Source organism: Pacificimonas sp. ICDLI1SI03, assembly GCF_054740865.1.
In genome coordinates, this window is sequence record NZ_JBSQAU010000001.1 from 1,458,683 (window position 1) to 1,483,163 (window position 24,481).

At 59.9% G+C, this 24,481-nt stretch carries 16 protein-coding genes and 1 tRNA gene; 8 read left to right on the forward strand and 9 right to left on the reverse strand.

The window, feature by feature from the left end; genetic code table 11:
• Window positions 1–32: 32 nt before the first annotated feature.
• The gene (locus ACSMXM_RS07120; protein WP_460315212.1) at window positions 33–992 is read left to right on the forward strand and encodes a M55 family metallopeptidase; all 960 of its coding nucleotides are present in this window, start codon (window positions 33–35) and stop codon (window positions 990–992) included.
• A 48-nt stretch (window positions 993–1,040) separates the two neighbouring features.
• Here ACSMXM_RS07120 and ACSMXM_RS07125 read toward each other — a convergent pair whose 3' ends face one another.
• Window positions 1,041–3,950, reverse strand: coding sequence for a M14 family zinc carboxypeptidase (locus ACSMXM_RS07125; RefSeq protein WP_460315213.1), 2,910 nt, complete (start codon window positions 3,948–3,950; stop codon window positions 1,041–1,043).
• A 342-nt stretch (window positions 3,951–4,292) separates the two neighbouring features.
• Here ACSMXM_RS07125 and ACSMXM_RS07130 point away from each other — a divergent pair, with 342 nt between their 5' ends.
• A complete protein-coding gene (locus ACSMXM_RS07130) occupies window positions 4,293–8,651 on the forward strand; it encodes a choice-of-anchor I family protein (RefSeq protein WP_460315214.1) in 4,359 nt (1,452 codons plus the stop codon).
• A gap of 1,110 nt (window positions 8,652–9,761) precedes the next feature.
• On the opposite strand, the gene ACSMXM_RS07135 is transcribed toward ACSMXM_RS07130, so the two are convergent.
• From ACSMXM_RS07135 to ACSMXM_RS07145, 3 genes are all read right to left on the reverse strand, one after another.
• Window positions 9,762–10,343, reverse strand: a complete 582-nt coding sequence (locus ACSMXM_RS07135; RefSeq protein WP_460315215.1) for a hypothetical protein — start codon at window positions 10,341–10,343, stop codon at window positions 9,762–9,764.
• Window positions 10,340–11,107, reverse strand: a complete 768-nt coding sequence (locus tag ACSMXM_RS07140; protein ID WP_460315216.1) for an HlyD family efflux transporter periplasmic adaptor subunit — start codon at window positions 11,105–11,107, stop codon at window positions 10,340–10,342. The genes ACSMXM_RS07135 and ACSMXM_RS07140 overlap by 4 nt, the downstream gene beginning before the upstream one ends.
• Before the next feature lie 375 nt (window positions 11,108–11,482).
• Window positions 11,483–11,556: transfer RNA gene (locus tag ACSMXM_RS07145), tRNA-Cys, on the reverse strand.
• 148 nt (window positions 11,557–11,704) lie between these two features.
• On the opposite strand from ACSMXM_RS07145, the gene ACSMXM_RS07150 reads away from it, so the two are divergent.
• The 3 genes from ACSMXM_RS07150 to ACSMXM_RS07160 are packed head-to-tail and all read left to right on the forward strand — an operon-like array spanning window position 11,705 to window position 14,340.
• The gene (locus ACSMXM_RS07150) at window positions 11,705–12,340 is read left to right on the forward strand and encodes a protein-L-isoaspartate O-methyltransferase family protein (RefSeq protein ID WP_460316369.1); all 636 of its coding nucleotides are present in this window, start codon (window positions 11,705–11,707) and stop codon (window positions 12,338–12,340) included.
• Window positions 12,337–13,860, forward strand: coding sequence for a TolC family outer membrane protein (locus tag ACSMXM_RS07155; protein WP_460315217.1), 1,524 nt, complete (start codon window positions 12,337–12,339; stop codon window positions 13,858–13,860). The genes ACSMXM_RS07150 and ACSMXM_RS07155 overlap by 4 nt, the downstream gene beginning before the upstream one ends.
• 39 nt (window positions 13,861–13,899) lie before the next feature.
• Entirely contained in the window at window positions 13,900–14,340 is a 441-nt protein-coding gene (locus ACSMXM_RS07160; protein WP_460315218.1) for a DUF2497 domain-containing protein, read from the forward strand.
• Between the two features lie 112 nt (window positions 14,341–14,452).
• Here the strand turns inward: ACSMXM_RS07160 and ygfZ are convergent, their stop codons facing one another.
• Entirely contained in the window at window positions 14,453–15,313 is an 861-nt protein-coding gene (gene ygfZ / locus ACSMXM_RS07165; RefSeq protein WP_460315219.1) for a CAF17-like 4Fe-4S cluster assembly/insertion protein YgfZ, read from the reverse strand.
• Between the two features lie 149 nt (window positions 15,314–15,462).
• Here ygfZ and ACSMXM_RS07170 point away from each other — a divergent pair, with 149 nt between their 5' ends.
• Entirely contained in the window at window positions 15,463–17,052 is a 1,590-nt protein-coding gene (locus ACSMXM_RS07170) for an MFS transporter (protein WP_460315220.1), read from the forward strand.
• A 35-nt stretch (window positions 17,053–17,087) separates the two neighbouring features.
• Here ACSMXM_RS07170 and ACSMXM_RS07175 read toward each other — a convergent pair whose 3' ends face one another.
• The 3 genes from ACSMXM_RS07175 to ACSMXM_RS07185 all read right to left on the reverse strand — a co-directional run bounded on the left by ACSMXM_RS07175 (window position 17,088) and on the right by ACSMXM_RS07185 (window position 20,622).
• Window positions 17,088–18,941 carry a M2 family metallopeptidase gene (locus tag ACSMXM_RS07175; RefSeq protein WP_460315221.1) on the reverse strand — a complete coding sequence of 618 codons (1,854 nt, stop codon included), beginning with the start codon at window positions 18,939–18,941 and terminating at the stop codon, window positions 17,088–17,090.
• 60 nt (window positions 18,942–19,001) lie between these two features.
• The gene (locus tag ACSMXM_RS07180; protein ID WP_460315222.1) at window positions 19,002–19,754 is read right to left on the reverse strand and encodes an alpha/beta fold hydrolase; all 753 of its coding nucleotides are present in this window, start codon (window positions 19,752–19,754) and stop codon (window positions 19,002–19,004) included.
• 79 nt (window positions 19,755–19,833) lie between these two features.
• Window positions 19,834–20,622: an SDR family NAD(P)-dependent oxidoreductase gene (locus ACSMXM_RS07185; protein ID WP_460315223.1), complete on the reverse strand. Its 789-nt coding sequence runs from the start codon at window positions 20,620–20,622 to the stop codon at window positions 19,834–19,836.
• 186 nt (window positions 20,623–20,808) lie between these two features.
• Here ACSMXM_RS07185 and ACSMXM_RS07190 point away from each other — a divergent pair, with 186 nt between their 5' ends.
• Entirely contained in the window at window positions 20,809–21,954 is a 1,146-nt protein-coding gene (locus tag ACSMXM_RS07190) for an OmpA family protein (RefSeq protein WP_460315224.1), read from the forward strand.
• A 105-nt stretch (window positions 21,955–22,059) separates the two neighbouring features.
• Here ACSMXM_RS07190 and ACSMXM_RS07195 read toward each other — a convergent pair whose 3' ends face one another.
• Entirely contained in the window at window positions 22,060–23,082 is a 1,023-nt protein-coding gene (locus ACSMXM_RS07195; protein ID WP_460315225.1) for an aspartate-semialdehyde dehydrogenase, read from the reverse strand.
• A 118-nt stretch (window positions 23,083–23,200) separates the two neighbouring features.
• On the opposite strand from ACSMXM_RS07195, the gene ACSMXM_RS07200 reads away from it, so the two are divergent.
• Window positions 23,201–24,481, forward strand: a complete 1,281-nt coding sequence (locus ACSMXM_RS07200; protein ID WP_460315226.1) for a Glu/Leu/Phe/Val family dehydrogenase — start codon at window positions 23,201–23,203, stop codon at window positions 24,479–24,481.

Genomic DNA, 24,481 nt, shown 5'->3' on the forward strand with positions numbered 1-24,481 from the left:
TGGCTCCGCAGAAATCGCGAAAGGGGAAATCCGTGACAGCAATATCCGATCATCTTGGAGGCCATGCCGCAATGGGGAGCCGATTTGGCGCGGCGATCAGGCGGCTGGGCACAGCATTCCTGTTGATGTTCGCCCTGTCGGCGGCGCCCGCCGCGGCACAGCAGGACGGCTATCGGATCTATATTTCCGTCGACATGGAGGGACTGGCCGGCGCGGTCACGCCCAATCAGATTATTGACGACGGCAATGAATATAATGAATTCCGCCAGATCATGCTGGGCGAGCTGCTGGCGGCGATCAGCGGCGCGCGCGAGGCCGGTGCCACCGAATTCGTCATATCGGATTCGCATGGAAGCCTGCAGAACATCCCGCTGGAAGGGTTGCCCGAAGATGTGCTGATCATCCGCGGAGAGCCGCGTCCGCTTTCCATGGTCGAAGGGATCGACAATGGTGAATATGACGGCGCCATGTTCATCGGCTATCACGCCAGCGCTTCGAACATGGAGGGTGTGCGCGCGCACACCTTTTCCAGTGCACGACTGTCGGAGGTAAAGCTGAACGGCGTGCCGGCATCGGAGGGCTATATCAACGCCGCTGTTGCGGGCCAGTTCGACGTGCCTGTCATCCTGATCACCGGCGACGACGCGACCATCAAGGAACTGGAGGCCGTCGGCGCAGAGGGCGTCGCCGTAAAGCGCGCGATCGGCTTTCATGCTGCCGAGACGCTGACACCGGCCGCAGCGCGCAAGCAGATTCAGGCGGCAGCCCGTCGCGCCGTGGGACAGATCGACAGCTATCGGCCGTTCAAGGTGGATACGCCCGCAATCATGGACGTGACGTTCCATTATTATCGGCCCGCCGAAGTGCTGTCATGGCTGCCACAGGTCGAACGAAGCGGCGCGCGCAGCGTGCGTTTCGAAGGCGAGACACCTGCTGACGCGCTGAAACTGCTGGAATTTGCGCTCAGCTATTCGATCGATCTGACACCTTGACCGGGGAAGCATGAGGCGGGTGCGACGCCCGCCCCATGCCTATCAGCTCTACTTGGTTTCCTCGGCGCCCGTATCCAGATGGTTCCAGTGCAGGAGGGCATTGAAGCCTAGGAAGTAGCTGCCCTGCGTCTGCGAACGCCAGAAGGGCCGCAGCGCGTAGAGCACCATGTGCCCCTGCCCCACCGACACATCGACGACCAGCGGTTTCCCCTTCAGGACATCCCCGCCGCTGAGCAGACCGCTGAGCAACATATTGTCCGTCTGATCGGGCAATTGCATCACGACGCGCGGTTTTGGCACGGTAAGCGGGCTTTCCGGGCGCGAATGATCTTCCTCGTCTCCGCCTTCTGTCTCCGGTTCCTCCAGCGTGTCCCCCGGTGGCAGTATTGGTTGGGCGACATAGGGCGCGATTTCAGGCGGATTGACGTTCAATTCGATCTTATGGTTGAGCCGATTGCCGGGCGCATTGGGATCGAAATAGGGATTGCGCGCCTGCCGACTGCTCGTGCTGACCTCCAGCAGGAGATCGCCGCCGAAATAGATCGGCAGTTCCTCGCCCTTATACCCATAGGTCAGCGGACTTTCCTTGTCGGCGAAAACACCGCGCATGATCGACCCCTGTGTGTAAAGTGACGGCGCCTCGCCGACCGATACGCCGGGCGCGCTGCCGAAATTGGCGAGCATTTCGACGGTGGAGCCATCCCCCAAAAGGGTGCCGCCCGCGCGAACGAATTCCTCCAGAGCCGCCAAGCCGTCTGCGCCCAGCCCGCCCCTGATGTCGTCGGCGGAATCCAGCACGCCCAGATTGGGGGTCAGTTCCGACTTCTTATAGGGAATCGGGTCGCCATCCGTTTTCGGGATTCCGACGATCTGATCGCGCGGCGTGCCGCCAACGGTTGGGTAAATGATCACATCATAGCGGTCGCGCAGATTTCCCTGCCGCGCCTGCGTGTCGGCGAAATAGGTGTAGGGAATATCCCATTGGTCGAAGGCGATGCGCCACCAGCCTTCGTCCTGTGTCGACATCCAGGAGTGCATGAAGCCGATGCGCGGCGCGACCACCTCATGCGTGGCGACGGAGGGGGCGCGGGAGACCGCCTGCCCGCTTAAGCCAAGCTGGGCCAGCAGGCTAGAAAGCTCCTGGCGATCCGCACCCGACACGATGAAACTGCCCGCGCCATAGCTGTTGCCGCCAGCCTGAAACGGCGCCTCCGCCGCCTCGATCTTCGCGCCCTTCAGACGGAAGGGCAAGGCAACCAGCGCATTATCGCCGCTATGTTCTACGAGAACGACTGAGCCCGAACCCGTTATCCCGCCGGGCCGGCGAATTTCGTCGGTCAGGAGCGTCATCGGCCGGTCGAGGACCGAGGCATCCTTCACCGTATGGAGGTCGACATTGCGCATATACTGCATCGTCCAGCCCGTATCGTCATAGGGGCGTGGGAAATTGGGCAGATAATTCTGCACCGACAAATACATGTCGACGAGGGTGCGATAGGGCTGATCGGCGCGAATGACATAATCGCCCTGCGCCACCTTCACACCGCCCGCCGTAAAGGCGCGGTCGGCGCGGCTGATCTCGACACCCTGCCGCTGAAGATTGTTCAGCATTTCCGCCGCGTTCAGCGGCGCGTCCTGATCCGCCGGGATGACCCAGGCGTTGATATCGCCCGTTTTGCCCGCGTCGATGGCCTGGCGGTTCTTCGTCCAGTAATTTTCAAGATAAAGCTGCCGGTCGGTGGCGACGCGGTGCAGCGCGAACAACAGGCCGGACTGCTGTATGTTGACGTTATTGCGCGGACCCCAGGAGATTTCGGGCAGAGGCGGGTTCGGGCGATACCATTCCCGGCTGGTGTCCACCGGTGCCAGCTTCAGTTCCGGCCGCGGGTCCGGCCCATAGCTCTGCACCTCGTAAAAGCGCCCAAGGGAATTATGCGTATTCGCGATCCAGAACAGATAGTTCGGCACCCAGCCATCATAGAAGCCATAGGTCCAGACGCCGGGCACATCCCGCTTCGCCATTTCGGTCAGCTCGGCCTGCGCGATCTGCCACCATTCCTGCGACTGAAGCGGGCTGAGCGAAGGATTATAGGGGCCGGTGCCGGTCGAAACATAAAGATAGGACCGGGATTCATGCAGATCGTGCAGAACGGTGGGATGCCAATCGAGGACGCCCTTGGTGACGTTTTGCGTCAGCTTCAGCGCCTGTCCCATGCCGTCGCGATTATTGTCATGGCCGACATATTGGCCCCAGTACATGTTGGGCGGGCGGACCTTGCCGGTCTCCTTGCCGTAATAATAATTGTCGACGATCTTCTCTCGCCCATCCACCTCGATGACGGGCGTGATGAAGGTGATGACGTTCTTGCGGATATGATCGATGAAGGGCGTGTCCTCGACCGCCATGCGGTAGGCAAGCTCCAGCAGCATTTCGGGACCGCCGGTTTCGGATGAATGGATACCGGCGGTGATCCAGTAAATGGGCTTGCCATTCTGAATGATCCGGCGCGCGTCCGCCTCGCTGGTGCGGCGCGGATCGCCGAGCGCGGCCAGATCCGCCTTGCGCGCCTCAAGATTGCGTACATCCTCCTCATCCGCGACGACCAGTACGATCTGGTCACGGCCCTCCTCCGTCTTGCCCAGCGACATGGTGTGAACGCGGGGCGAGGTGCGCGCGAGCTCGTAATAATAACGCTCAATATCGGCGGCGTAGGTCAGTTCGCTGGGCGTGCCGGGAATGCGGCCAAAGAATTCCAGCGGCGAGGGGACGCCTGGCGCGACCGGCATATGGTCCGTCAGCTCCGTCGTAATGCGGTCATCGGTCAGATATTTGCGGATGAGCGCGGTATATTCCTCGTCCAGCGGCTGTGCGGCAGGCGCGTTATCCGCAACCGGGGATTGGGCGAGGGACGGCCCGACGTTTGCACTCCCCACTGCAAATGCCGCAAGAATTGCCATGCAGCTGCTCATCGAAAGACTTTTGATCCGCACGCGACGGCATTCACCAATTTTCATATCATCTGTCCTTCTCGGGACCCCCTCTGGAGTGCCGACGATTCACCGCGTTCCGGTCCCAGAGGTCCAATCTCAATTGGGACACTTTGTTCGTTCTGGGACAAGAAATGTCAACTCGGGCGAAGCGTGGTTAATACACCGATCAGAAGCGCGTCATGGATCTGTCACAAAGTTCGCGCCGAATCTTCATGAAAACAGACAGCAAACTGTCATGCGGCTTTCGTAACCCCGCCATCGCACGGCAATTTCGCCGCATCGTGTGGCACCAAAGGGGACACCTGAACCATGTACAGACCGACCTTCGACATTTCTCTCGCTCAGATTTTCGACAGCGGCATCGGGGAGGCAGGATCGGAGGTCGTTGCGACCGAGAATGGTCGGTTCGTCGTCACCAACGGTGCGGAAAACCGCATTGATGTGTTCAGCACCGCCTCCGGCGCGCTGGACCGGTCCATCGACCTCAGCAGCATCGCGAACTTCGCCGGCGTTCAGTCGGTCGACATCCGCGACGGCGTCATCGCCGCCGCGATCTCGCGCAGCAGCGGCAACGGCGTGATCGCAACGTTCGACGCCGACACCGGCGAGGCGCTGGAGCAGTACGAAACCGGCATCCTGCCCGACATGGTCACGTTTTCAAAGGATGGCACGCGCCTGTTCGTCGCCAATGAAGGCGAGCGCGGCGACGAGCCGGACCCGATGAACGACACCGCCCCCGGCAGCATTTCCGTCATCACGCTGGCGAACGGCGATGTGCAGAGCTTCGGCTTCGGCGCATATGATGACATGAACAACGATAATGTGTTCGACCAGGATGATCTGGACCTGCTGCGCGACATGGGGATCCGCACCTTTCCCGGTTCCCGCCCTTCGCTGGATTTTGAGCCGGAATATATCGCCGAGGGCGCCGACGGTAATCTCTATGTGACGCTGCAAGAGGCAAATGCAGTCGCGGTCTTCGACATGGAGACCATGGCGTTCACCAACATCTTCAGCGCCGGCGCGGTTGACCATTCCCTGCCCGGCAACGGCATCGATCCGTCCGACCGCGACAACGGCGCCAACATCCGCACCATCCCCGTCATGGGCCTGCGTATGCCTGATACCATCACCACAGTGGAAATTGACGGAGAAACCTATTTCCTGACCGCAAACGAGGGCGACAGCCGCGATTTCGAGGAAGTCCGCATCAAGGACGTCACCCTCGATCCCACGGCATTCCCGAACGCGGCCGCATTGCAGGAAGACGACCAACTTGGCCGCCTGACCATATCGGGCGTTGATGGCGATGTGGACAATGATGGCGATTATGACGTGCTGTACGCCTATGGTAGCCGCTCGTTCACCATCTTTGACGACGCCGGCAACGTTGTGTTCGATTCGGGCGACGATTTCGAACAGATCATCGCCGCCACCCGTGTCCCCGCCGCGTTCAACAATGACGACTTCGATCCTGCAACGATCGCCGAGGAAGACCTGCTGACCGTCGACGACAACCGGTCCGACGCCAAGGGGCCGGAGCCGGAAGCCATCGCAGTCGGTCAGGTGGGCGACCAGATCTATGCATTTGTCGGCCTGGAGCGCGACAGCGGCATCATGATCTACGACATCACCAATCCGCAGGGTGCAACGTTCGTTAATTACATCGATTCGGCAGCCTATGGGAATTTTGCGCCGGAAATCATCCGCTTCATCCCCGCCGAGGGCTCTGCAAGCGGCGAGGCGCAGATCGCGGTGAGCTATGAAGGATCGGGTACCACGGCCATTTACGACCTGGCCCTGACGCCGGAAGAGCGGGTCGACTATACCCTGCAGCTGCTGCACTTCGGCGACCCCGAGGTCGGCACGCTGGGCACGGACACGGCACCGATGATCGCGGCCATGATCGACGGTTTCGAAGACAGCTTCGTCAATACGCTGATCCTGTCGGCAGGCGACAATTACATCCCCGGCCCCTTCCTGACGGCAGGCTATCTGGAAGGGAATGGCTTCCCCGATATCGAAATCCTGAACGCCATGGGCGTGCAGGCATCGGCCATCGGCAACCATGAATTCGACCTCGGCACCGGCGTCTTCGCCGATGCGGTCGAGGCGGCCATGTTCCCCTATATCTCTGCCAACCTAGACTTTTCCGGCGACAGCGCGACCAGCGGCCTGTTCACCGACACGACCGCGACGTCAGGGCTTGAGCTTGCCTCCGATTTCGCCGGGCGTATCGTTCCGTCGGCGGTTATCGAAGAAGGCGGCGAGCAGATCGGCATCGTCGGCGCGACGACGCAGATCCTGGATGCCATCTCCTCCATCGGTGGAATCGATGTCCTCAGCGGCGGCGCGGATGACATGACGGCACTGGCAGCCATTCTGCAGCCGGTCATCGACGACCTGACCAATCAGGGCGTCAACAAGATCATCCTCGTCTCCCACCTGCAGCAGATTCAGCTGGAAACGGCACTGGCACCGTTGCTGGAAGGCGTCGACATCATCGTTGCCGGCGGATCCAATACCCGCCTCGGCGATGAAAATGACGAAGCGGTTGCCTTCCCCGGCCATGATGCCGACTTTGCCGGCGATTATCCGATCCAGACGGCGGGCGCGGACGGTCGTCCAACGCTGATCGTCAACACGGACAATGAATATACCTATCTGGGCCGCCTTGCCGTCGATTTCGACGCGCAGGGCGTTCTGATTACGGAAACCCTAGAAGAGCGGCTGGACGTGAACGGCGCCTATGCCGCCACCATGGAAAACGTCGCGGAAGCCTATGGCATCACCGTGGAAGAGGTGGAGGCCATCGCCTTTGCCGACGGCACCACGAAGGGTGACGCGGTACGTGACGTCATCGCTCCCGTTCAGGAAATCATCGACGATCTGGGTGGCCAGGTATTCGGCTATACCGACGTCTATCTGGACGGATCGCGCGAAAGCGTCCGGGTGGAAGAAACGAACTTCGGCAATTTGACGGCGGACGCCAATGCCGCCGCCCTGCGCAGCCGCGAAGAGCTGGATGACAATGCCGTCATCGTTTCGATCAAGAATGGCGGTGGTATCCGCGCGTCCATTGGCACCTTCTCCAGCCCCGGACCGAATGGCGAGGTGGACGAACTGCCACCGCAGCCAGACGGTGCCGTCTCCGCACTCGACATCGGTAATGCGCTGCGCTTCAACAATTCGCTGATCGCGCTCGACATCACCGCCGAGGGCCTGAAGGCAGTTTTGGAACATGGTGTCGGCGGCATCGCCGGTGCAACGGAGGGCCGCTTCCCGCAGCTCGGCGGCGTTCGCTTCAGCTTCGACCAGACGCTTGAGGTCGGCAGCCGCGTTCGCGACATCGCGCTGGTTGCAGCCGATGGCAGCCTGATCCCGCTTTACGACGACGGCGTGCTCGTCGAGGGCGCCGACGCGGACATGGCGATCACGCTGGTCACCCTGTCGTTCCTCGCTACCGGCGGCGACGGCTACCCCTTCCTGGATTATGCAAGCAATTTCCGCTACCTGACGGAAGATGGCACGGCGGCGGCTACGGTCACCGACGGCGAACTGAGTGCTGAGCCTGACGATATTCTGGGCGAGCAGGCGGCCTTTGCCGACTATCTGGAAGAGTTCCACGGAACGCCAGAGACCGCCTTCGACGACGCAGATCGCCCCGTCGAGCAGGACACGCGCATCCAGAATTTGGAATATCGCGAAGACACCGTTCTGACCGGCGACGTCGAGCAGATCAGGGGCGACGACGGAGATGATGTTCTTACCGGCACCGACGGTGACGACCAGATCTTCGCAGGCCTGGGCAATGATGACATCACGCTTGGCGACGGCGACGATCAGGTGATCGGCACCTTCGCCGAACATCAGGGCGACAGCGTCAGCGGCTTCGACATGGGCGATCTGCTGCGTATCCAGGAGCCCGACCTCACATATTCGGATCTGCTGGTGACGCAGGCAGAGGGCGGTTTCCTGATCAGCGGCTCCAACATCGCAGCCGGCGGCATCTTCCTGGAGGGTGACTTCGACCGGGAAGGCTTCGTTATCGGCCGTGAGGGCGATGAACTAACGGTCGGCGTCGATGATATTATCGACGTTGAGAACCTGACCGAAATGCAGGCAATTTCCGATGATCTGCAGGTCGGCATGGGCATCGCCTCGCTGTACCTGAATGGCGACAATGCCAGCGACTATACGCTGACATTTGAAAATGACCTTTCGGTTGCGGACTTCAACAACTCGCTGCTGGCATATGAGATCGACGGCGACGGAAACATTGTCGACGTGACGCTGCTGGCCGCGAATGTGAAGACCGTGGACGGTGAGCTGACGGTCGAGGATATCGACGCTGGCAATGAACTGCACTTCGCAGTGTTGCAGCAGGGTGCCGATACAGACTTCGACGGCGATCTTGCGATCGACACCAGCTCTGGCGAAGCGGTGCTGACGGTGGATGGCGCCGCCGTTGACCGGTCGCTGTTGGTCAGCCACGACGCCGACCTGAACGTCACCGGCCTGGATCACGTCCTGTCCGGCACGACAGGCGCAGCCGAAAACGACGTTCGCATCGCCTTTGAGGACCAGACGGTGGATATCGACGCCGATTATCAGGACATCGTGTTCACGGTCGAGGCGATGGAGCCAGCGATGCCCGCCGTACTGTAAGCGCGCATGAAAATCGGGGCGGCGGCGAGCTGGATCAGCTTCGCCGCCGCCCTTTTTTTGTCTACATTTTTTCGAGCAGCCTGGTCAGCCTATAAATTACGTAACAACGTTGCGCTCCGACTAATTTTTACGTTGTTTTCCGTAGAGTTAACGGTGTCGGCAAACAGCACGGTTCGCGCGCCCGTATTTTCTATTTTGCCACCTGCTGCAGACACCAATTCTTAAGCGGCGCCGCCTAGGACGAGGCATCTGAGACGAATGGATTGCTATGCTTAGAAACGCTCCGAGCGCGACGACCCGCGTCGTTTTCGACCCGCTACAGTGCAGCCAGCGCGCTCCTTTGTAGAAGCGTTTCCACAATAGCCGCTTCAAAACCAGATCCATAGACGGTTATTAGTGGCAAACCGTTTTCACCAGCTGTAGTAGACCATCTTTCGCGATCCCTAAGAGCATCTACCTCACGAAACGATAAATAGTTAGTCATCAATCGAATCCGTCAATTTGCAACTTAGGTAAAGTTCATCATATAAATATTTAGATCCATTTCCCGGAAACTCTATGTAACATGAGTCCGGCCGATCGAGATATGGTCATTTTCCAAAAGAATTTTTATGATTATTTATTAAATAATACAATATTCTATATTCTGACTTTTCGCAAATATCGCCGATGCCAATCACGTTACCATTGAAATAATTTTTGTATGTATCATAGCAATATGCGACATCTTTTATTTTCAATCTATGGTATCTTGATAATATATCATTTATCATTATATTTTTATAAAAATCATTTTTCGGAACGATTTCACAAAATTGGATATTAGGGAATGTCTGCCTATACATACGACAATGAGAAAGATCTGATTCTTCTAAACAGCGCGCGACAGCTAAGTCGATCAAATTTTTTTTATTGTATACCCTCAAAAGACTTTTGACTTCCTTTTTATTATTATCGATGATGCAAGAGGTTAAAAAAAACGTGCAAAATATCACTGCCAATAAGATTTTCTGGAAGGTATGAACTGTTATGATCATCACCGCTCTCTTCCAGCTTCGTTTGCGGACACCGCCAGACTTTGTGATCTCCAGACTTAAACGCAAAATTTAACTAACAAAGCGACAATACCGATCTATCTTCCGATAGAATTTTCTCGTTCACAAAGCATTCTATAAATGTATTTTCGTTATCGGAATATGTTATGGATATGACCCCGTAATCATCATTACTCGGAAATGAAACTTCGATTATATTTCTACCTTCAAGTTTTGACTTAACGTTGGGAAGATCCCAAAAGCTAAGACCCTTCGTTCTGGGAAATTTCATTAGCACGTCTGCAAAATGAAAATCTTCTCCAATTGGATATTCAAAGAGCCCTCCTTCATGAATTCTAAAAGGATTTACGGTAATATTATAGGTCAGGTGGTGGCATTTTGCAGTAATTCCTCTATTTAATTTATTTAAAACAGAATCATAGCACCTATTAAGATTATCAAATCGTGCCGGATAACACTTTACTCGGCTTATCTCATAATATGCATTTCTAATTTCTTCAATACTATCAACGTTTGCAAGGCATCTAACATTTTCCTTTATAGTATTATCAACAGCCACTTCTTTATATTCTACGTCTTCTTTTTTTGTACACGAAGTTAGCACCAATATTAAGATCGCTGAAGCTATTTTATTCACCGCTCTCTCCCTGCTTCTTTTGTAGCTTTTGATATCGGCGACAGGAAATAGTCGATGATCCTTCGTTCGTCGGTCTTGATTTCGGCGGTCGCGCTCATGCCGGCGCCGAGCGCGTGGCACAGCACGGCCGTCTGCCGGTCCCGCCGCGTGTCGTCGCCGGTGTCCACACAATCGAGCGTCACCCGCGCGGCGTAGACCAATCCGGTATCCTTCTCATCGAGTGCGTCGCGGCTAATTTGGGTCAATATTCCGGGGATAAGGCCGTGATCGGTAAAGGGAAACGCTTCCAGCTTTACCGCCACCTCCTGACCCTCCGACACGAACCCGATGTCGCGGTTCAGGATCATCACCTCCGCCACCAGACCGCCGCCCGCACCCTGAGCCGCGCCCTCCGGCACGATCACAATCAGCCCCTCTGCAGGCTGTACCACGCCGCCGATCGTCCTCAGCTTCGACTGCTGCACCGTACCCGCTACCGGTGCCGTCAGCCGCATCGTCCCCGCCCGTCGGCCCGCCTTCGACACGTCGCCCTCCGCCATCGCGATCCGGTCCTCCGCCTCGGCAAGCTCGCCGAGCGCGGTGCGCAACGCCTCCTGACGCGCCTCCGCCTCACCTTCCCGTGTCGCCGCGATCTCCGCCAGCGCTTGTCGTTCCGTTTCCACCGCGATGGAGATATTACGATCCGCTTCCAGCAGACGCGTCTCATAGTCGATTGCCACCATACGCGATTCCACGTGTCCCAGGCGCTGTCTGATACCGGTCATTAGTATTCAATTGTTACCCTGTGAACGTACGGCCGGTTTTGACAGGGCGATCTGGGCAGATGACGACGGCTTTGTTGGCGACTTCTGTCTCCAGAAATATACTCGGGGATGGCGCTATCGATCGCCTCCTGTTCGGAACCTGCCAGTCTGATCCCAGCCCGGTCACTTACGCTTAAGCAGCTCCGGATATTCTATTTTTTGGAAAAGCCGGCACTGCTCTTTTGGCGGCAGAGACAATAGTAAGATTTGCCTTGAATTCGCCAGAAAAACTGAGCGGAAGAGACCACAAACCATCCGATTCTTCGGACCTAACTAACCCAAAAGGCGGCTTTATATCGCCGCAGATTACCGCCTGGTACAAAAGGGCTAACTGCATGGAGGCCCGAGCCGGAATCGAACCGGCGTACACGGATTTGCAGTCCGCTGCGTCACCACTCCGCCATCGGGCCTCAAGCAGTTGTGGAGGCAGCGGCAACTATCAGCGACGCTTGGCGAGCGCAACCGAAAGGCTTAGGGGGTCCCGGAAATCGGAGCTTGCGGCTCCGGTGTATTATCTGCATAAGTCACCCCGACAATTCAAGGTGAGGATGATCCGTGATGGAGCCTGATTTCGCGAAAATGCGCACCCACATGATCGATTCCCAGTTGCGCCCGAACACCGTGGTGGACCCGGCGCTGATCAAGGCGTTTCGGTCCGTACCAAGGGAACGCTATGTGCCCGCCGCGATGCGCTCGTTCGCCTATCATGACGAGGATATCGAGATCGCGGACGGCCGCTTTCTGATGGAGCCGCTGACGCTGGGCCGCCTGCTGTCCGCCGCGCGCGTGCGTGCAGGTGAGCGTGTGCTGATCATCGGCGGCGGCACAGGCTATTCCGCCGCGCTGCTTACCGAGATGGGCGCGGACGTCGTCCTTTTGGAGGAGGAAGCCTTTTCCGGCGACATCGTGAAGGGTGACGGGATCAGCGTCTCTCGCGGCCCCTTGTCCGAGGGAGTTGCTGATAGCGCGCCGTATGATCTGGTGCTGATCGAAGGCACCGTCGAACAGGTGCCGGCAGCATTGATCGAGCAGGTCGCAGAGGGCGGCCGCATCGTCGGCGTGGTAGTGGAAGAAGGTGTGGCGCGCGCGGGGCTAGGCAAGGTTTATGGCGGTCATGTCGGATGGTCGTGGTTCTTCGACGCCAATGTACCCGCCCTGCCGGGCTTCAGCAAAAAGCGGGAATTCGTGTTTTGAAAATCAGACTTGCTTTCGCCGCGCTGCTGCTCGCCTCCTCCGCAAATGCGGAAACGCTGCGCGAGGCGATGGCGTCGGCATATGCGACCAATCCCGATATCACGAGCGCACGTGCGGGCCAGCGACTGAATGACGAGGAACTCATCCGGTCCAAGCAGGCGATCCGCCCCTCCCTGACGGCCAACGGCGTCCTGGATCAGGAAACGTCGAGCCCGGCACGGTTCGACGACAGAAGCCGCGCATTCAACGTGAACCTTCAGCTTTCGCAGCCAGTTTATCGCGGCGGCCGTATCCGCAACGACAGAAAGTCCGCCGACCGGCAGGTTCTTTCAGGCCGCGAACAGCTTCGCGCCATTGAAAACCAGCTGATCTTCGACACGGTTCAGGCCTATATGAATGTTCTGTCCGATCAGTCGGAAGTCGAACTGACGGCCAATAATGTGCGGGTGCTGGAGCGCCAGTTGCAGGCATCCAGCGACAGGTTCGAGGTGGGCGATGTAACCCGCACCGACGTTGCCCAGTCTGAAGCCCGGCTTGCCCTGGCCCGCAGCCAGTTCCTGGCTGCCGAAGCCAATCTGGAGGCCAGCCGCAATAATTATGAGCGCGTCGTCGGACACAGGCCGGAGGATTTGCAGCCGCCGCCGCCGCTGCCCGTTCTGCCGGGCACCCCGGCGCAGGCGGTGGATCTCGCCCTGGCGGAGAACCCGTTCATCCAGTCCGCGAAACTGGCGGAGGAGGCGGCGCGCTTCCAAGTGCGCTCCGCACGTGGCGCCCGTCTGCCATCCGTGGATGCCACGCTCGGCATGGGCTACAGCAATTTCCGGGGCATCACGCAGCAGTTCGATCCCGAAACCGGGGGGCGTCTGGATGCGATCTTCAGACAAACCGAATTCACGCAGAATATTGGCGTACAGGCAACGATCCCGCTGTTTTCCAAGGGGCAGTTGGGTAGCCAGATTCGCACGGCTCAGGCGCGTGCGGACCAGTTGCGTGAAGATGCACTGGCCGCAGAACGCGATGCCATCGAGACGGTACGCACCGCCTATCAGGACCTGTTGAGCGCCCGCGCAACGATCCGCGCCGCCACCGCCGCAGTGGACGCCAACGATCTGGCCCTGGAGGGCACGCGGGCGGAGCAGACGGTCGGCACCAGAAATATTCTGGACGTCCTGAACGCGGAGCAGGAATTCCTGGATTCGCAGGTTCAGGTGGTTCGTGCCGAACGGAACGCCTATGTCGCAGGCTATGCCCTGCTGGCGGCGATCGGACGCGCGGAGGTGGAACTGCTCGACGTCCCCGTCGCCGTCTATAACGCCGAACAATATCTGGATGAGGCGGATGATCGCTGGTTCGACTGGGCGGCGGAATTCGATGCGCAGCCGCTGCGTACCGACGTGCTGGCCCCGACGCCGGATGATACGCTGCCCGCGCCGCGCGATGCGGTTCCGGGTGAGACGCCCGGCAATGCCACGCCCAACGACCCCATCCCCGACGCAGATGCCGGACCGAATCAGGGATAAGGTGAAGTCCACCAAGACAAGCGCTATGCAGAGCGTGACATGACCGATTCCGCGCGCTCTCAACAGTCCATGCAGGACATATTGGCATCGATCCGCTCGATCATCACGAAAGGCGACGAGCAACCCGTTGAACCGCCACGGCCGGGAACGGTCGCCGATGCCTTTGAAAAGCGCGAGCCGTCCGACCTGTCAGCCAGCCCCGAGCTGCAGGAACTGGCCCGCATCGTTCGCGACGGCGTCGAAGATGAGGTGTTGCCGGAACGGCAGGATGACGACACGGTCTCGATGCCCGCGCAATCGGCGCAGACGCTGTCTGGGACGGCGGTGCGCGGCTATGAAGGGGCCGACAAGACGCTGGAGGGTGTGGTTGCGGATCTGCTGCGCCCGATGCTGAAATCCTGGCTGGACGAGAACCTGCCACCGCTTGTCGAACGCCTGGTCGCCGCAGAGATCAAAAAGCGGACTCGTCCCCCCGGATAAGAGACCCGACGCCCTTCACAGAGTGATCAGCAGGAAGAACCCCATCATAAGGGCAGCCATCGTGCCGAACACGATGACAAGGCGCCGGTCCTTCAGGGGATCCGGACGCTTCCTACCCAAGCTCCGCCTCCCGCTCGTTCGCGGCGAGGTCATCGCCATCCGTATTCGTGCGCGGCGGCAGCCAATCGGGAACGCGAACGCTTAGCCGGACCGAACCAATTTCCATGGGAAGGTCCATCTTTTCCAAACGCAGCAGTGCCATGCCGATCCAGCCATCGGCCGTGTGGGTAAATCCGGTCAGCGTACCGGCGGGCTTTCCGTCTGCGGTGATATCCTGCGATGATCCCGGGTCGTCGGACAGAGTGACCGGCAGAATGCGTTTCCGGACCTTACCGCGATAATTCATCCGGGCGGTATTTTCCTGCCCGACGAAACATCCCTTTGTAAAGTCGACGCCGCCCAGAAGATCGGCACCGGATTCCAGCCACATCAGCTTCTCTTCGCCCAAGGCGATGAAATCGGCGCTGTCGGGAATCCCGATCTGCATGCGGTGGGCGTGATAGTCGTCCAATTCGCCTGTGACGCTTTCAACGGCGCCGAGCCAGCGCTTCCCAAGCGCTGCGGATCGCGGATCGTTCGGCGCGACGAGCAGGCGATCGTTCCAGCCGGCGAAAACCTGCTGGCGGCTTTCGGAAATATCGATCTTTCGGCGCAAGCGGTAGCGCCGCAACGCAGCCTCCGCAGCGTCGTAGCGCTGGGCCGGCAGATCGAGCAGCACTTCGTCGGCACCGCCTGCGAAAATGACCATGTCCGCAAGATATTTGCCCTGTGCCGTCAACAGCGCCCCCCAGACGGGCGTGTCCTCGCCGACATTGGCAACGTTGTTGGTTACGAGACCGTTCAGAAACGCCACCAGATCTTCCTCGGGCGCGTGCAGACGCATGACTTTGCGGTCGGAAAGGTGAACAAGCATGGGAAGGCCTTAACGCCCTCGCGAGGCCGGTTCATCCCCCTATGTCGCGTACCCCTGCTTTTTCCGCAGATAGCGGGCCGCCTGTTCATCATTTTCACGGGGGCCACCTGCTGCTAATCGCAAGCGAAATAGCCGGGGGGAGGATTTGAGTGACTGAGGTGAATGCCACGGATCGCACCATCGATCCGCAACGCGACAGGCTTGTCATTACCGCGTCCTCGCTGGGAACGGTTTTCGAATGGTATGATTTCTTTGTGTACGGCACACTTGCCGCTCTGCTGGGCCGCTTGTTCTTCGCGCAGGTGGAGTCGGAAAGCCTATCCTTCCTCCTCAGTCTCGCCACCTTTGCCGTCGGGTTCATCGTCCGGCCGATAGGCGCCGCCGTTTTCGGATATCTGGGCGACCGCGTCGGGCGAAAATATACGTTCCTGGTCACGATCAGCCTGATGGGCCTGGCCACCGCCGCGATCGGTCTGCTGCCTACCTATGCGGCAATCGGCTATTGGGCGCCCTTGTTGCTGGTTGCCATTCGCATCCTGCAGGGGCTGGCGCTGGGCGGGGAATATGGCGGCGCCGCAATCTATGTGGCGGAACATGCGCCGGCGCACAGGCGGGGTTTTTATACCGGCTTCATTCAGGCGTCAGTGACGGTCGGCTTCCTGCTGGCGCTGGGTGTGGTTATCGGCACGACTGTGCTGGTGGGGGAGGAGGCATTCAATGCCTGGGGCTGGCGCATCCCGTTCCTGGGGTCTTTGTTGCTGTTGGCGCTGAGCATCTGGATCCGCCTGAAGCTGAACGAGAGCCCGGTGTTTCTGGCCATGAAGAAGGCGGGCCGGTCGGCGGCAAACCCGCTGAGGGAAAGCTTCAACAGCTGGTCCAATGTCCGCCTGATCCTGATCGCGCTGCTGGGCATTGCCGCCGGCCTGACGGTGATCTGGTACAATGCCCAATTCTATACGCTGTTCTTCCTGCAATCGACGAGCGGCGTATCGGAAGCGGATGCACGCGAATTGATCGCCTGGGGCGTTATCGTGGCCGCCCCCGCCTTCGTGTTCTTTGGCTGGTTGTCGGACCGCGTCGGGAGGCGGAAGGTGGTTGTCACCGGCTATGCCGTCACACTGGCCCTGCTGTTTCCCATCTATCACATGATCGCGGGAGCGGCGAACCCGGAACTGGATCGCGCGCTGGAGGAAAATCCGGTTGTCATCAGCGTACCGGACGATTGCAACTACTCCGCCTTGGCCGACGTGCAGCAGGGGGACTGCGCCAAGTCGCTGGAATGGTTCGTCGCGAACGGCATCGATTTTTCGCGTCGGGAAGGAAGCTTTCAGGTCGCCATTGCGGATGTCCGTCTGCTGAATTTCGATCCGGAGGGATTTGCACAGGCAGTGGCAGAGGCGGGCTATCCGCTTGAGAGCAACCCCGCAACGCGCAATGACGCCGTGGTCCTGATCGGCGTAATCGCGCTGAGCCTGCTGTCGGCGGCCACCTTCGGGCCCGTCGCCGCCATCCTGGTGGAGCTGTTCCCGGCGCGAATACGCTACACCTCCATGTCGGTGTCCTATCACATAGGCACGGGCATTTTCGGCGGGATGCTGCCCTTCACGTCACAATTGATCGTCGTGCAGACGGGCGGCGTCTTTAACGGCCTGTGGTATACGTTCGCGGTCGTATCGGTGGCCCTGTTCACGACATTCTTCTTCCTGCCGGAAACCTCCGGCAGAGACATATCGGGTTAGGACGGGGCCACCAATATCAGGACAGGGCTGCTACCCTACCAGCCGCACTGCTTTCCGCGGTTCTGCTCCTCCAGCCAGGCCTGTAGCGGGGCGAAATAGGCGAGCATTGCGTCGCCGTTCATCTCGCGGCTGCCGGTGAAAGTTTCCAGCGCCTCCGGCCACGGACGGCTGGCGCCCATTTCCAGCATGGCGTTCAAACGCTCACCCACTTCCTTATTGTCGTAGATAGAACAGCGGTGCAGCGGTCCCGTCCAGCCCGCCTGTTCGCAAGCGGCCTGGTGGAACTGGAACTGCAGCAGGCGCGCCATGAAATAGCGCGTATAGGGCGTGTTGCCCGGGACATGGTACTTCGCGCCCGGATCGAACGCGTCTGCCGGACGTGCGCCGCCTGGGGGCACGATGCCCTGATATTCGCGGCGAAGCTCAGTCCAGCTATCGGTATATTCCTCCGGCGTCGTTTCGCCGGAAAATACCTGCCAGCGCCATTTGTCGATCATCAGGCCGAAGGGCAGGAAAGCGATCTTGTCCATCGCCTGACGCAGCAAAAGGCCGATATCCTTGTCTTCCGACGGGACCGCCGCCTGATCCAGCAGATCGATCTGCACCAGATAGTCCGGCGTCACCGACAGCGCGATCATGTCGCCGATCGCCTCGTGGAAACCATCATTGGCGCTGTTCTTGTAGAGGAACGGCTGTTGGTTATAGGCGCGCTGGTAATAATTGTGCCCCAGTTCGTGGTGCACCGTGACGAAATCGTCAGCGTTCACCTTCGTGCACATCTTGATCCGGATGTCGTCCACATTGTCGACGTCCCACGCCGACGCATGACACACGACCTCCCGATCGGCAGGCGCGGTGATCATGCTGCGTTCCCAGAACGTGTCGGGCAAGGGCGCGAAGCCGAGTGACGAGAAGAACCCCTCGCCCGCCTCGACGATGCCCTTCGGCGTATATTGCGCCTGCTCCAGCAGTTCTGTCAGATCATAGCCGACATCGCCCGCACCCGCCGGCGCGACGACATCATAGATGTTTCCCCATTCCTGCGCCCACATATTGCCCAGCAGATCCGCGCGGATCGGGCCGGTCGCAGGCTGCACATCCTCACCATATTTTTCGTTGAGTTTCGTGCGCGTATAGCAGTGGAGCTGATCGTAAAGCGGCTTCACCTGTTGCCAATTGGCGTCCAGCATCTCGGCATAGGCGTCGGGATCCATGTCATAACCCGACCGCCACATGGCGCCGGTATCTGCATAGCCCAGTTCGCGCGCGCCCTGGTTCGACAGTTCGACGAAGCGGGCATAATCCTCTCTCATCGGCGTGCCGACCTTGTGCCAGGACAGCCACATCTCCTCCAGCAGAGCGGGGTCGCGCTCTGTCCCCATCAGCGCCTCCAGATCGTTGCCGCGGGTTTCCTCTCCTTTGTAGAGGCCCCTGCCCTTGCCATAGGTAGAGCTGAGACCCGTGAGGATGGTCGACAGCTCATCCGCCGCCCCCGGTACATTCGGTGCCGGGGCCGTCATTCCCTGACGCAGCATGTCGAGCTTTCGCTTCGTATCGTAGCTGAGTCCCGGAAGGTCGGCATATTTCGCGGCCTCGGTCGCCAGTTCGACCGCGGCCACCGTGTATTCCGCCCCGGCACGCGCAGCCAGAAAGTCGGTGTCGACGTTGATATAGGTGGCGTTCACCCACGCCGCCTTCGCCGTGTAGAGGGCGAGGTCGGCAAGCCGCTGTTCCGCCTCGACCACGAAGGCGTCGGCATCAGCGACCGTCGGAGCAGCAGCGGAGGCCGCGGCCGGCGTTTCCGCCTGCGCGGCGCGATCCGTTTGTGCGACTGCGGAGCCGGACAACAATGCGACGGCAAGTGCCATGGTGGAAATGGGCTTTAGCATACTCTTATACTCCGAAAGGCTGATCTAAGCCGATAGAATGGTCGCGAAGCCGCAGTGTGGTCAAGCAGTTAGAAAGTCCACGAGCGCTGCGCCGAATTCCGGCTTCGACACACACGACATGTGGGTCCCGGGAATTTCCGTAAAGCTTGCAGTTGGCATCAATTCCTGCAGCGCCCTTGCATCGTCATAAAAGCGATCATCGGTCGCGCAGATGATGCCGGTCGGAATGTCGATGGCGGCGATGTCCTGTTCGTCGGCATCGACCTGAGCGCGTAGCAGGCGAAGGGCGGCATCCGGATCGACCTTGTTCGTTTTCATGAACTGAACGGCGAAATATTCTTCGCTGCCAAGGCTGTGCCCGGCACGGTTCGATACAGCGTCAATGAACCAGTCGGTCCCGGCCGTCTGATCGGTGATGCCGCGAAGCCCCATGCCGCATATGGCGAGGCGACGCGGGGCGAGGCCATTGATGACGGCGTGCACGGCGGTGCGGGCACCAAGGGAAAAGCCGCCAAGATCATATTCATCATGGCCGAGATGCTGCACCCATTCGGCGACATCGCGCGCCAGCACATTGGCGGGCCATTCCGCCGAGGGATCACCGCCGCTGCCGCCATGTGCGCGGAAATCGAGCATCTGGCAGCGAAAGCCAGCCTCTGCCAGCCGCTTGGCCGTTCCGAACTTCACCCAATTTATCTGGGCGTTGGAGAAGAGGCCATGCAGCAGCAATAGCGGCCGCCCCTGTCCCATTTCATGCCAGGCCAGTTTGACATTATCAGAGGTCGTGAAGTGGTGCTGTTGAACGGCGGTCATGGTGGCATCCCAAAGATATGTTGCTGCGCGCCGGGATGACGGCGCACCGACATGCATTCAAGGCCCGAAAGCCTTTCCCTCAGGCATTCTTGATCGTCATGCCCCCGTCGACCGGGATGGCGGCGCCGGTAAGATAGCTCATGGCCGGAAGGACGCAGTTCAGCGTCATGTGCGCCACCTCCTCTGGAATGCCATAGCGCCGCAGGGGCACACGCCGCTTTGCGTAGATCGTCTTGTGCTCGTCGGAGATCGCCTCTGTAATGCCGGTCACGATGGGGCCGGGACAGACGCAATTGACGGTGATCCCCTCCCGCCCCAGATCCACGGCGAGGCCGCGCGTCAGGCCAATGACACCATGTTTCGCGGCAACATAGGGGCTGTTGCCGGGCGTCGCGCCGAGCCCCTCAGTCGATGCTATGTTGACGATGCGGGGATGTTCCGCCTGTCGCAGATGGGGCAGCGCGGCACGGATCATGCGCTGATGCGCGGAGAGCATGACCGCCAGCGTCGGTTGCCAGCTATCCTCGTAACTTTCCTCGGCAATGTCGCCCGGCAGGGCAAAGCCGGCATTGTTCACCAGAATGTCGATGCCGCCGAAACTTTCGGCGATAGCCGCAACCGTGGTGCGGATCGCCTGCGGATCGGATACGTCGAGCGCCCATGCCCGCGCCGATCCGGGCAGGCCAGCCGAGCCGATTTCCGCGACAACGGCATCGCAATCCTCCTGCCGCAGATCGGTGACCGCGACACGCGCGCCCTCCCCCGCGAAAAGGCGCGCCGTCGCGCGGCCCATGCCACTGGCCGCGCCCGTGACGATGGCGATTTTGCCCGCGATCGAGCGGCTGAGTTCCTGATAGGGCTGGGACATGACGGGCGATCTCCTGTCTGGATGGCGAGGGGCAGCATAGGCGCCATAGGACCGATCGACAGCTATCGCATTTGCACCAGTTTCAGTCCCCGCGACGTCAAACTGTCATACAAGGTGCGTAGGCGGCGGTCCTGCAACAATATTTGCGCGAACCCTCCGCCATTAGATTCAAGGGGACTTTCCACAATGACCAGAAACAAGCTCGTAGCGGCGCTGCTGCTATCGTCGGCAATGGCCGCCGCGCCCGCCATGGCGCGCGACGGGGCCGCCTATGTCGGTGTCGAGGGCGGCTTCTTCGACGCAAGCGATATCAAATTCGACCTTGCGGACGTCGACACGACCTCTGACGATCCCCTGCGCGTGAAGCATAGCAACGGCTATGATGTCGGCGCGGTCGTGGGCTATGATTTCGGCATGTTTCGCGTCGAGCTGGAAGGCTCGCGCAAGGTCGCCGAGCTGAACATCGTCGAATTGAACGACTCCCCGGTCGGGTTTCAGGGCGGCGGCGTCACGGGCCGCGACCCGCTTGCGCCCGGCAATTATTCGGACGGCACCTTTACCAGTGCCGGCGGATCGACGCGTATCTGGGCAGGCATGCTGAACGCCCTGCTGGACATTGGCGGCAATGACGGCGTGGGTGTCAGCATCGGCGGCGGTGTCGGCTATGCACAGATCGATGCCGACATCTATCAGATCTATGAGCCTGGCGTGGCCTTCATCGACGACAAGACGGAGGAATTCGCCTATCAGGGCATCGCCGAGCTGTATTATCCGATCGCCCGCTGGGTCGATGTGGGGGTCAAGTACCGCTATTTCCGGATCCCTGATTACACGCAGGTCGCACGCAACGGTACGGAACTGGACGGCAAGTTCCAGAGCCATTCTGCGCTGGCAACGCTGAGCTTCAACTTTGGTGGTGAAGAGGCAGCCCCTCCTCCCCCGCCACCTCCTCCGCCTCCTCCCCCGCCGCCGCCTCCCCCGGCGCCGGTCGCCGATAATTTCCTGGTCTTCTTCGACTGGGACGAGTCCGACGTCACGTCAGAGGCTGCCGATACGCTGAACCGTGCGGCAACGGCCTATTCCGAAGGCGGTTCGGCCAGCGTCACGCTTGCCGGTCATGCCGACAAGTCGGGTAGCGCGAGCTATAATGTCGGCCTGTCGCAGCGCCGTGCAGATGCGGTCCGCGAATATCTGGTCGGTCGTGGTGTTCCCGAAGGCGTCATCTCGACGGAAGCATTCGGCGAAAGCCGTCCGCTCGTCGAAACCGCCGACGGTGTGCGCGAACCGCAGAACCGCCGCGTGGAGATCAATTTCGGCGGCGCCGGAATGTAATCTGCGATGGGGGCGCGGTTCGCCGCCGCCCCCGCTGACAGACCTAAAAAAAAGGGCCGCCCCTTTCGGAGCGGCCCTTTTTCTATTGAAGGTGCCGAAGCGGGATTATCCCTTCTTCAGCTGTTTCCTGCCGACAAGCTCCGCAATCTGGACGGCGTTGAGGGCGGCGCCCTTTCTGAGATTGTCGCTGACGCACCACAGGTTGAGGCCATGCGGCACCGTCGGATCCTTGCGAATGCGGCTGATGAAGGTGGCATAATCGCCGACGCATTCGACCGGCGTGACATAGCCGCCATCCTCCTGCTTATCGACGACCATGATGCCGGGCGACTTTCTTAGGATGTCCCTCGCCGCCTGCGGCGTCAGCTCGTTCTCGAACTCGATATTGATCGCTTCCGAATGTCCGACGAATACCGGCACGCGGACACAGGTCGCGGTCAGCTCGATATCGGGCGACAGGATCTTGTGCGTCTCCTGCACCATCTTACGCTCTTCCTTGGTCGAGCCGTCCTCCAGGAAAACGTCGATGTGCGGGATCACATTGAAGGCGATCTGCTTCGTGAAGACCTGATTCTCCTTCGGATCGCCGACGAAGATGGCGCGCGTCTGGGTAAACAGCTCGTCCATCGCTTCCTTCCCGGCGCCGGAGACGGACTGATAGGTCGATACGACGACGCGCTTGATCTTCGCGGCATCATGCAGCGGCTTCAGGGCGACGACCATCTGTGCCGTGGAACAGTTCGGATTGGCGATGATGTTGCGCTTCGCCTTCATGATCGCATCGGGATTTACCTCCGGCACCACCAGCGGCACGTCGGGTTCCATGCGATAAAGCGAGGAATTGTCGATCACCATGCAGCCGGCGGCAGCGGCCTTTGGCGCATATGTCTTGGTGGGGCCGCTTCCCGCCGCGAACAGGGCAATATCATAGCCGGTAAAGTCGAAATGCTCGATCGACTGAACCTTCAGCTCCTGCCCCGAGTCGCCGAAATCAATCATGCGCCCCTGGCTGCGTGACGAGGCGACAGCGGTGAGTTCGTCGAGCGGAAATTCCCGCTCGTGCAAGATGTTCAGCATTTCGCGACCGACATTGCCGGTCGCGCCGACGACGGCGACGCGATATCCCATATGATAGTCCTTCGTAATTCAGTGACCGCGCTTATGTGCCGCAGCCTGCTGCGATGCAACATAAGGGAACTTAATGGCGATGCCACCTTTGCTTGCAACATAAGCTGAGGAGCACTGCATGGGTGAAATGCTGCACGCGGCGCGCGGACGGATGCATCGCGCTGCCGAACATGTGAACGTCGATACAGAGCTGGTTACGCGACTGGATTATCCGGCGGAGACGCTGGCCGCGTCCGTACCGCTGCGGCGCGACGACGGATCGTTGCTGGCGCTGAAGGCGTGGCGGTGCCGCTATGATTCGACGCTGGGGCCGACAAAGGGCGGTATCCGGTTCCACCAGTCCGTCACCGCCGACGAAGTGCAGACGCTCGCCTTTCTGATGACAATGAAATGTTCGCTGATGGGACTGCCCTTTGGCGGGGCTAAAGGCGGCGTGCAGGTCGATGCCAACGACTTAACGCTGATGGAAAAGGAGCGGCTGGCGCGCCAGTGGGTACGGCGCTTCGCCAAGATAATCGGGCCCGATCGCGATATCCCCGCCCCCGATGTGGCGACTGGGGAGCAGGAAATGGCGTGGATGACGGATCAGTATAATGATCTGGTAGGGTCGATCTGTCCTGCCGCCTTTACAGGCAAGCCTGCATCCCTGGGCGGTATCCCACAGCGCACCCCCGCCACCGGCCACGGCGCGCTAATCGCGCTTCAGGCCGTGCGCGGGGAACTGGGGGTCGGTGACGGTCCGCTGACCATTGCGTTACAGGGTTTCGGAAATGCCGGGGCGTGGTTCGCGACGCGCGCGGCGGAGGCCGGACATCACATCGTCGCTGTATCCGATTCCGCAGGAATGGTCCGCCGCGACGATGGGTTGGATGTGGATGCGTTAAGGGCGGCGAAGCGCGCCGGCGGCTCCGTTACAGACACCAAGCAGGACGGCGTCGAGAGGGGTGACCGGAACGACATCCTCTCCGCGCGATGCGATATACTGGCGCTGGCGGCCCTGGGCAGCGTGGTGACGCGGAAAAATGCCAGCGATGTCCGTTGCAAGGCCATCCTGGAGATCGCCAATGGCCCGGTCGCGCCAGACGCGGACGACATGCTTCGCAGTGCCGGCGTAGAGGTCGTTCCCGATATTCTGGCCAACGGCGGTGGCGTGACAATCAGCCATGCGGAATGGGCGCAGAACCGGGCGGGGCTGCCCTGGGATTCAACCCATGTCGACATGTACCTGAAGCAGCAGATCGAAAAAGCGGCCTCAAAAATTCTCGATATGATGAACGAGAAAAAGATCGATATGCGAACCGCCGCCTATGGCGTCGCGCTGGTGCGCCTGTGCGATGCCATCTCCGCACGCGGAACCCATGCCGACTTCGACCCCAATAGAGCGGACGCTAGACGTTAG

Coding starts and splice junctions, on each gene's coding strand:
- ACSMXM_RS07125 (WP_460315213.1), bottom strand. CDS start 3,950: ATGGCAATTCTTGCGGCATTTGCAGTGGGGAGTGCAAACGTCGGGCCG.
- ACSMXM_RS07130 (WP_460315214.1), top strand. CDS start 4,293: ATGTACAGACCGACCTTCGACATTTCTCTCGCTCAGATTTTCGACAGC.
- ACSMXM_RS07140 (WP_460315216.1), bottom strand. CDS start 11,107: ATGACCGGTATCAGACAGCGCCTGGGACACGTGGAATCGCGTATGGTG.
- ACSMXM_RS07150 (WP_460316369.1), top strand. CDS start 11,705: ATGGAGCCTGATTTCGCGAAAATGCGCACCCACATGATCGATTCCCAG.
- ACSMXM_RS07160 (WP_460315218.1), top strand. CDS start 13,900: ATGACCGATTCCGCGCGCTCTCAACAGTCCATGCAGGACATATTGGCA.
- ygfZ (WP_460315219.1), bottom strand. CDS start 15,313: ATGCTTGTTCACCTTTCCGACCGCAAAGTCATGCGTCTGCACGCGCCC.
- ACSMXM_RS07175 (WP_460315221.1), bottom strand. CDS start 18,941: ATGCTAAAGCCCATTTCCACCATGGCACTTGCCGTCGCATTGTTGTCC.
- ACSMXM_RS07180 (WP_460315222.1), bottom strand. CDS start 19,754: ATGACCGCCGTTCAACAGCACCACTTCACGACCTCTGATAATGTCAAA.
- ACSMXM_RS07185 (WP_460315223.1), bottom strand. CDS start 20,622: ATGTCCCAGCCCTATCAGGAACTCAGCCGCTCGATCGCGGGCAAAATC.
- ACSMXM_RS07190 (WP_460315224.1), top strand. CDS start 20,809: ATGACCAGAAACAAGCTCGTAGCGGCGCTGCTGCTATCGTCGGCAATG.
- ACSMXM_RS07195 (WP_460315225.1), bottom strand. CDS start 23,082: ATGGGATATCGCGTCGCCGTCGTCGGCGCGACCGGCAATGTCGGTCGC.
- ACSMXM_RS07200 (WP_460315226.1), top strand. CDS start 23,201: ATGGGTGAAATGCTGCACGCGGCGCGCGGACGGATGCATCGCGCTGCC.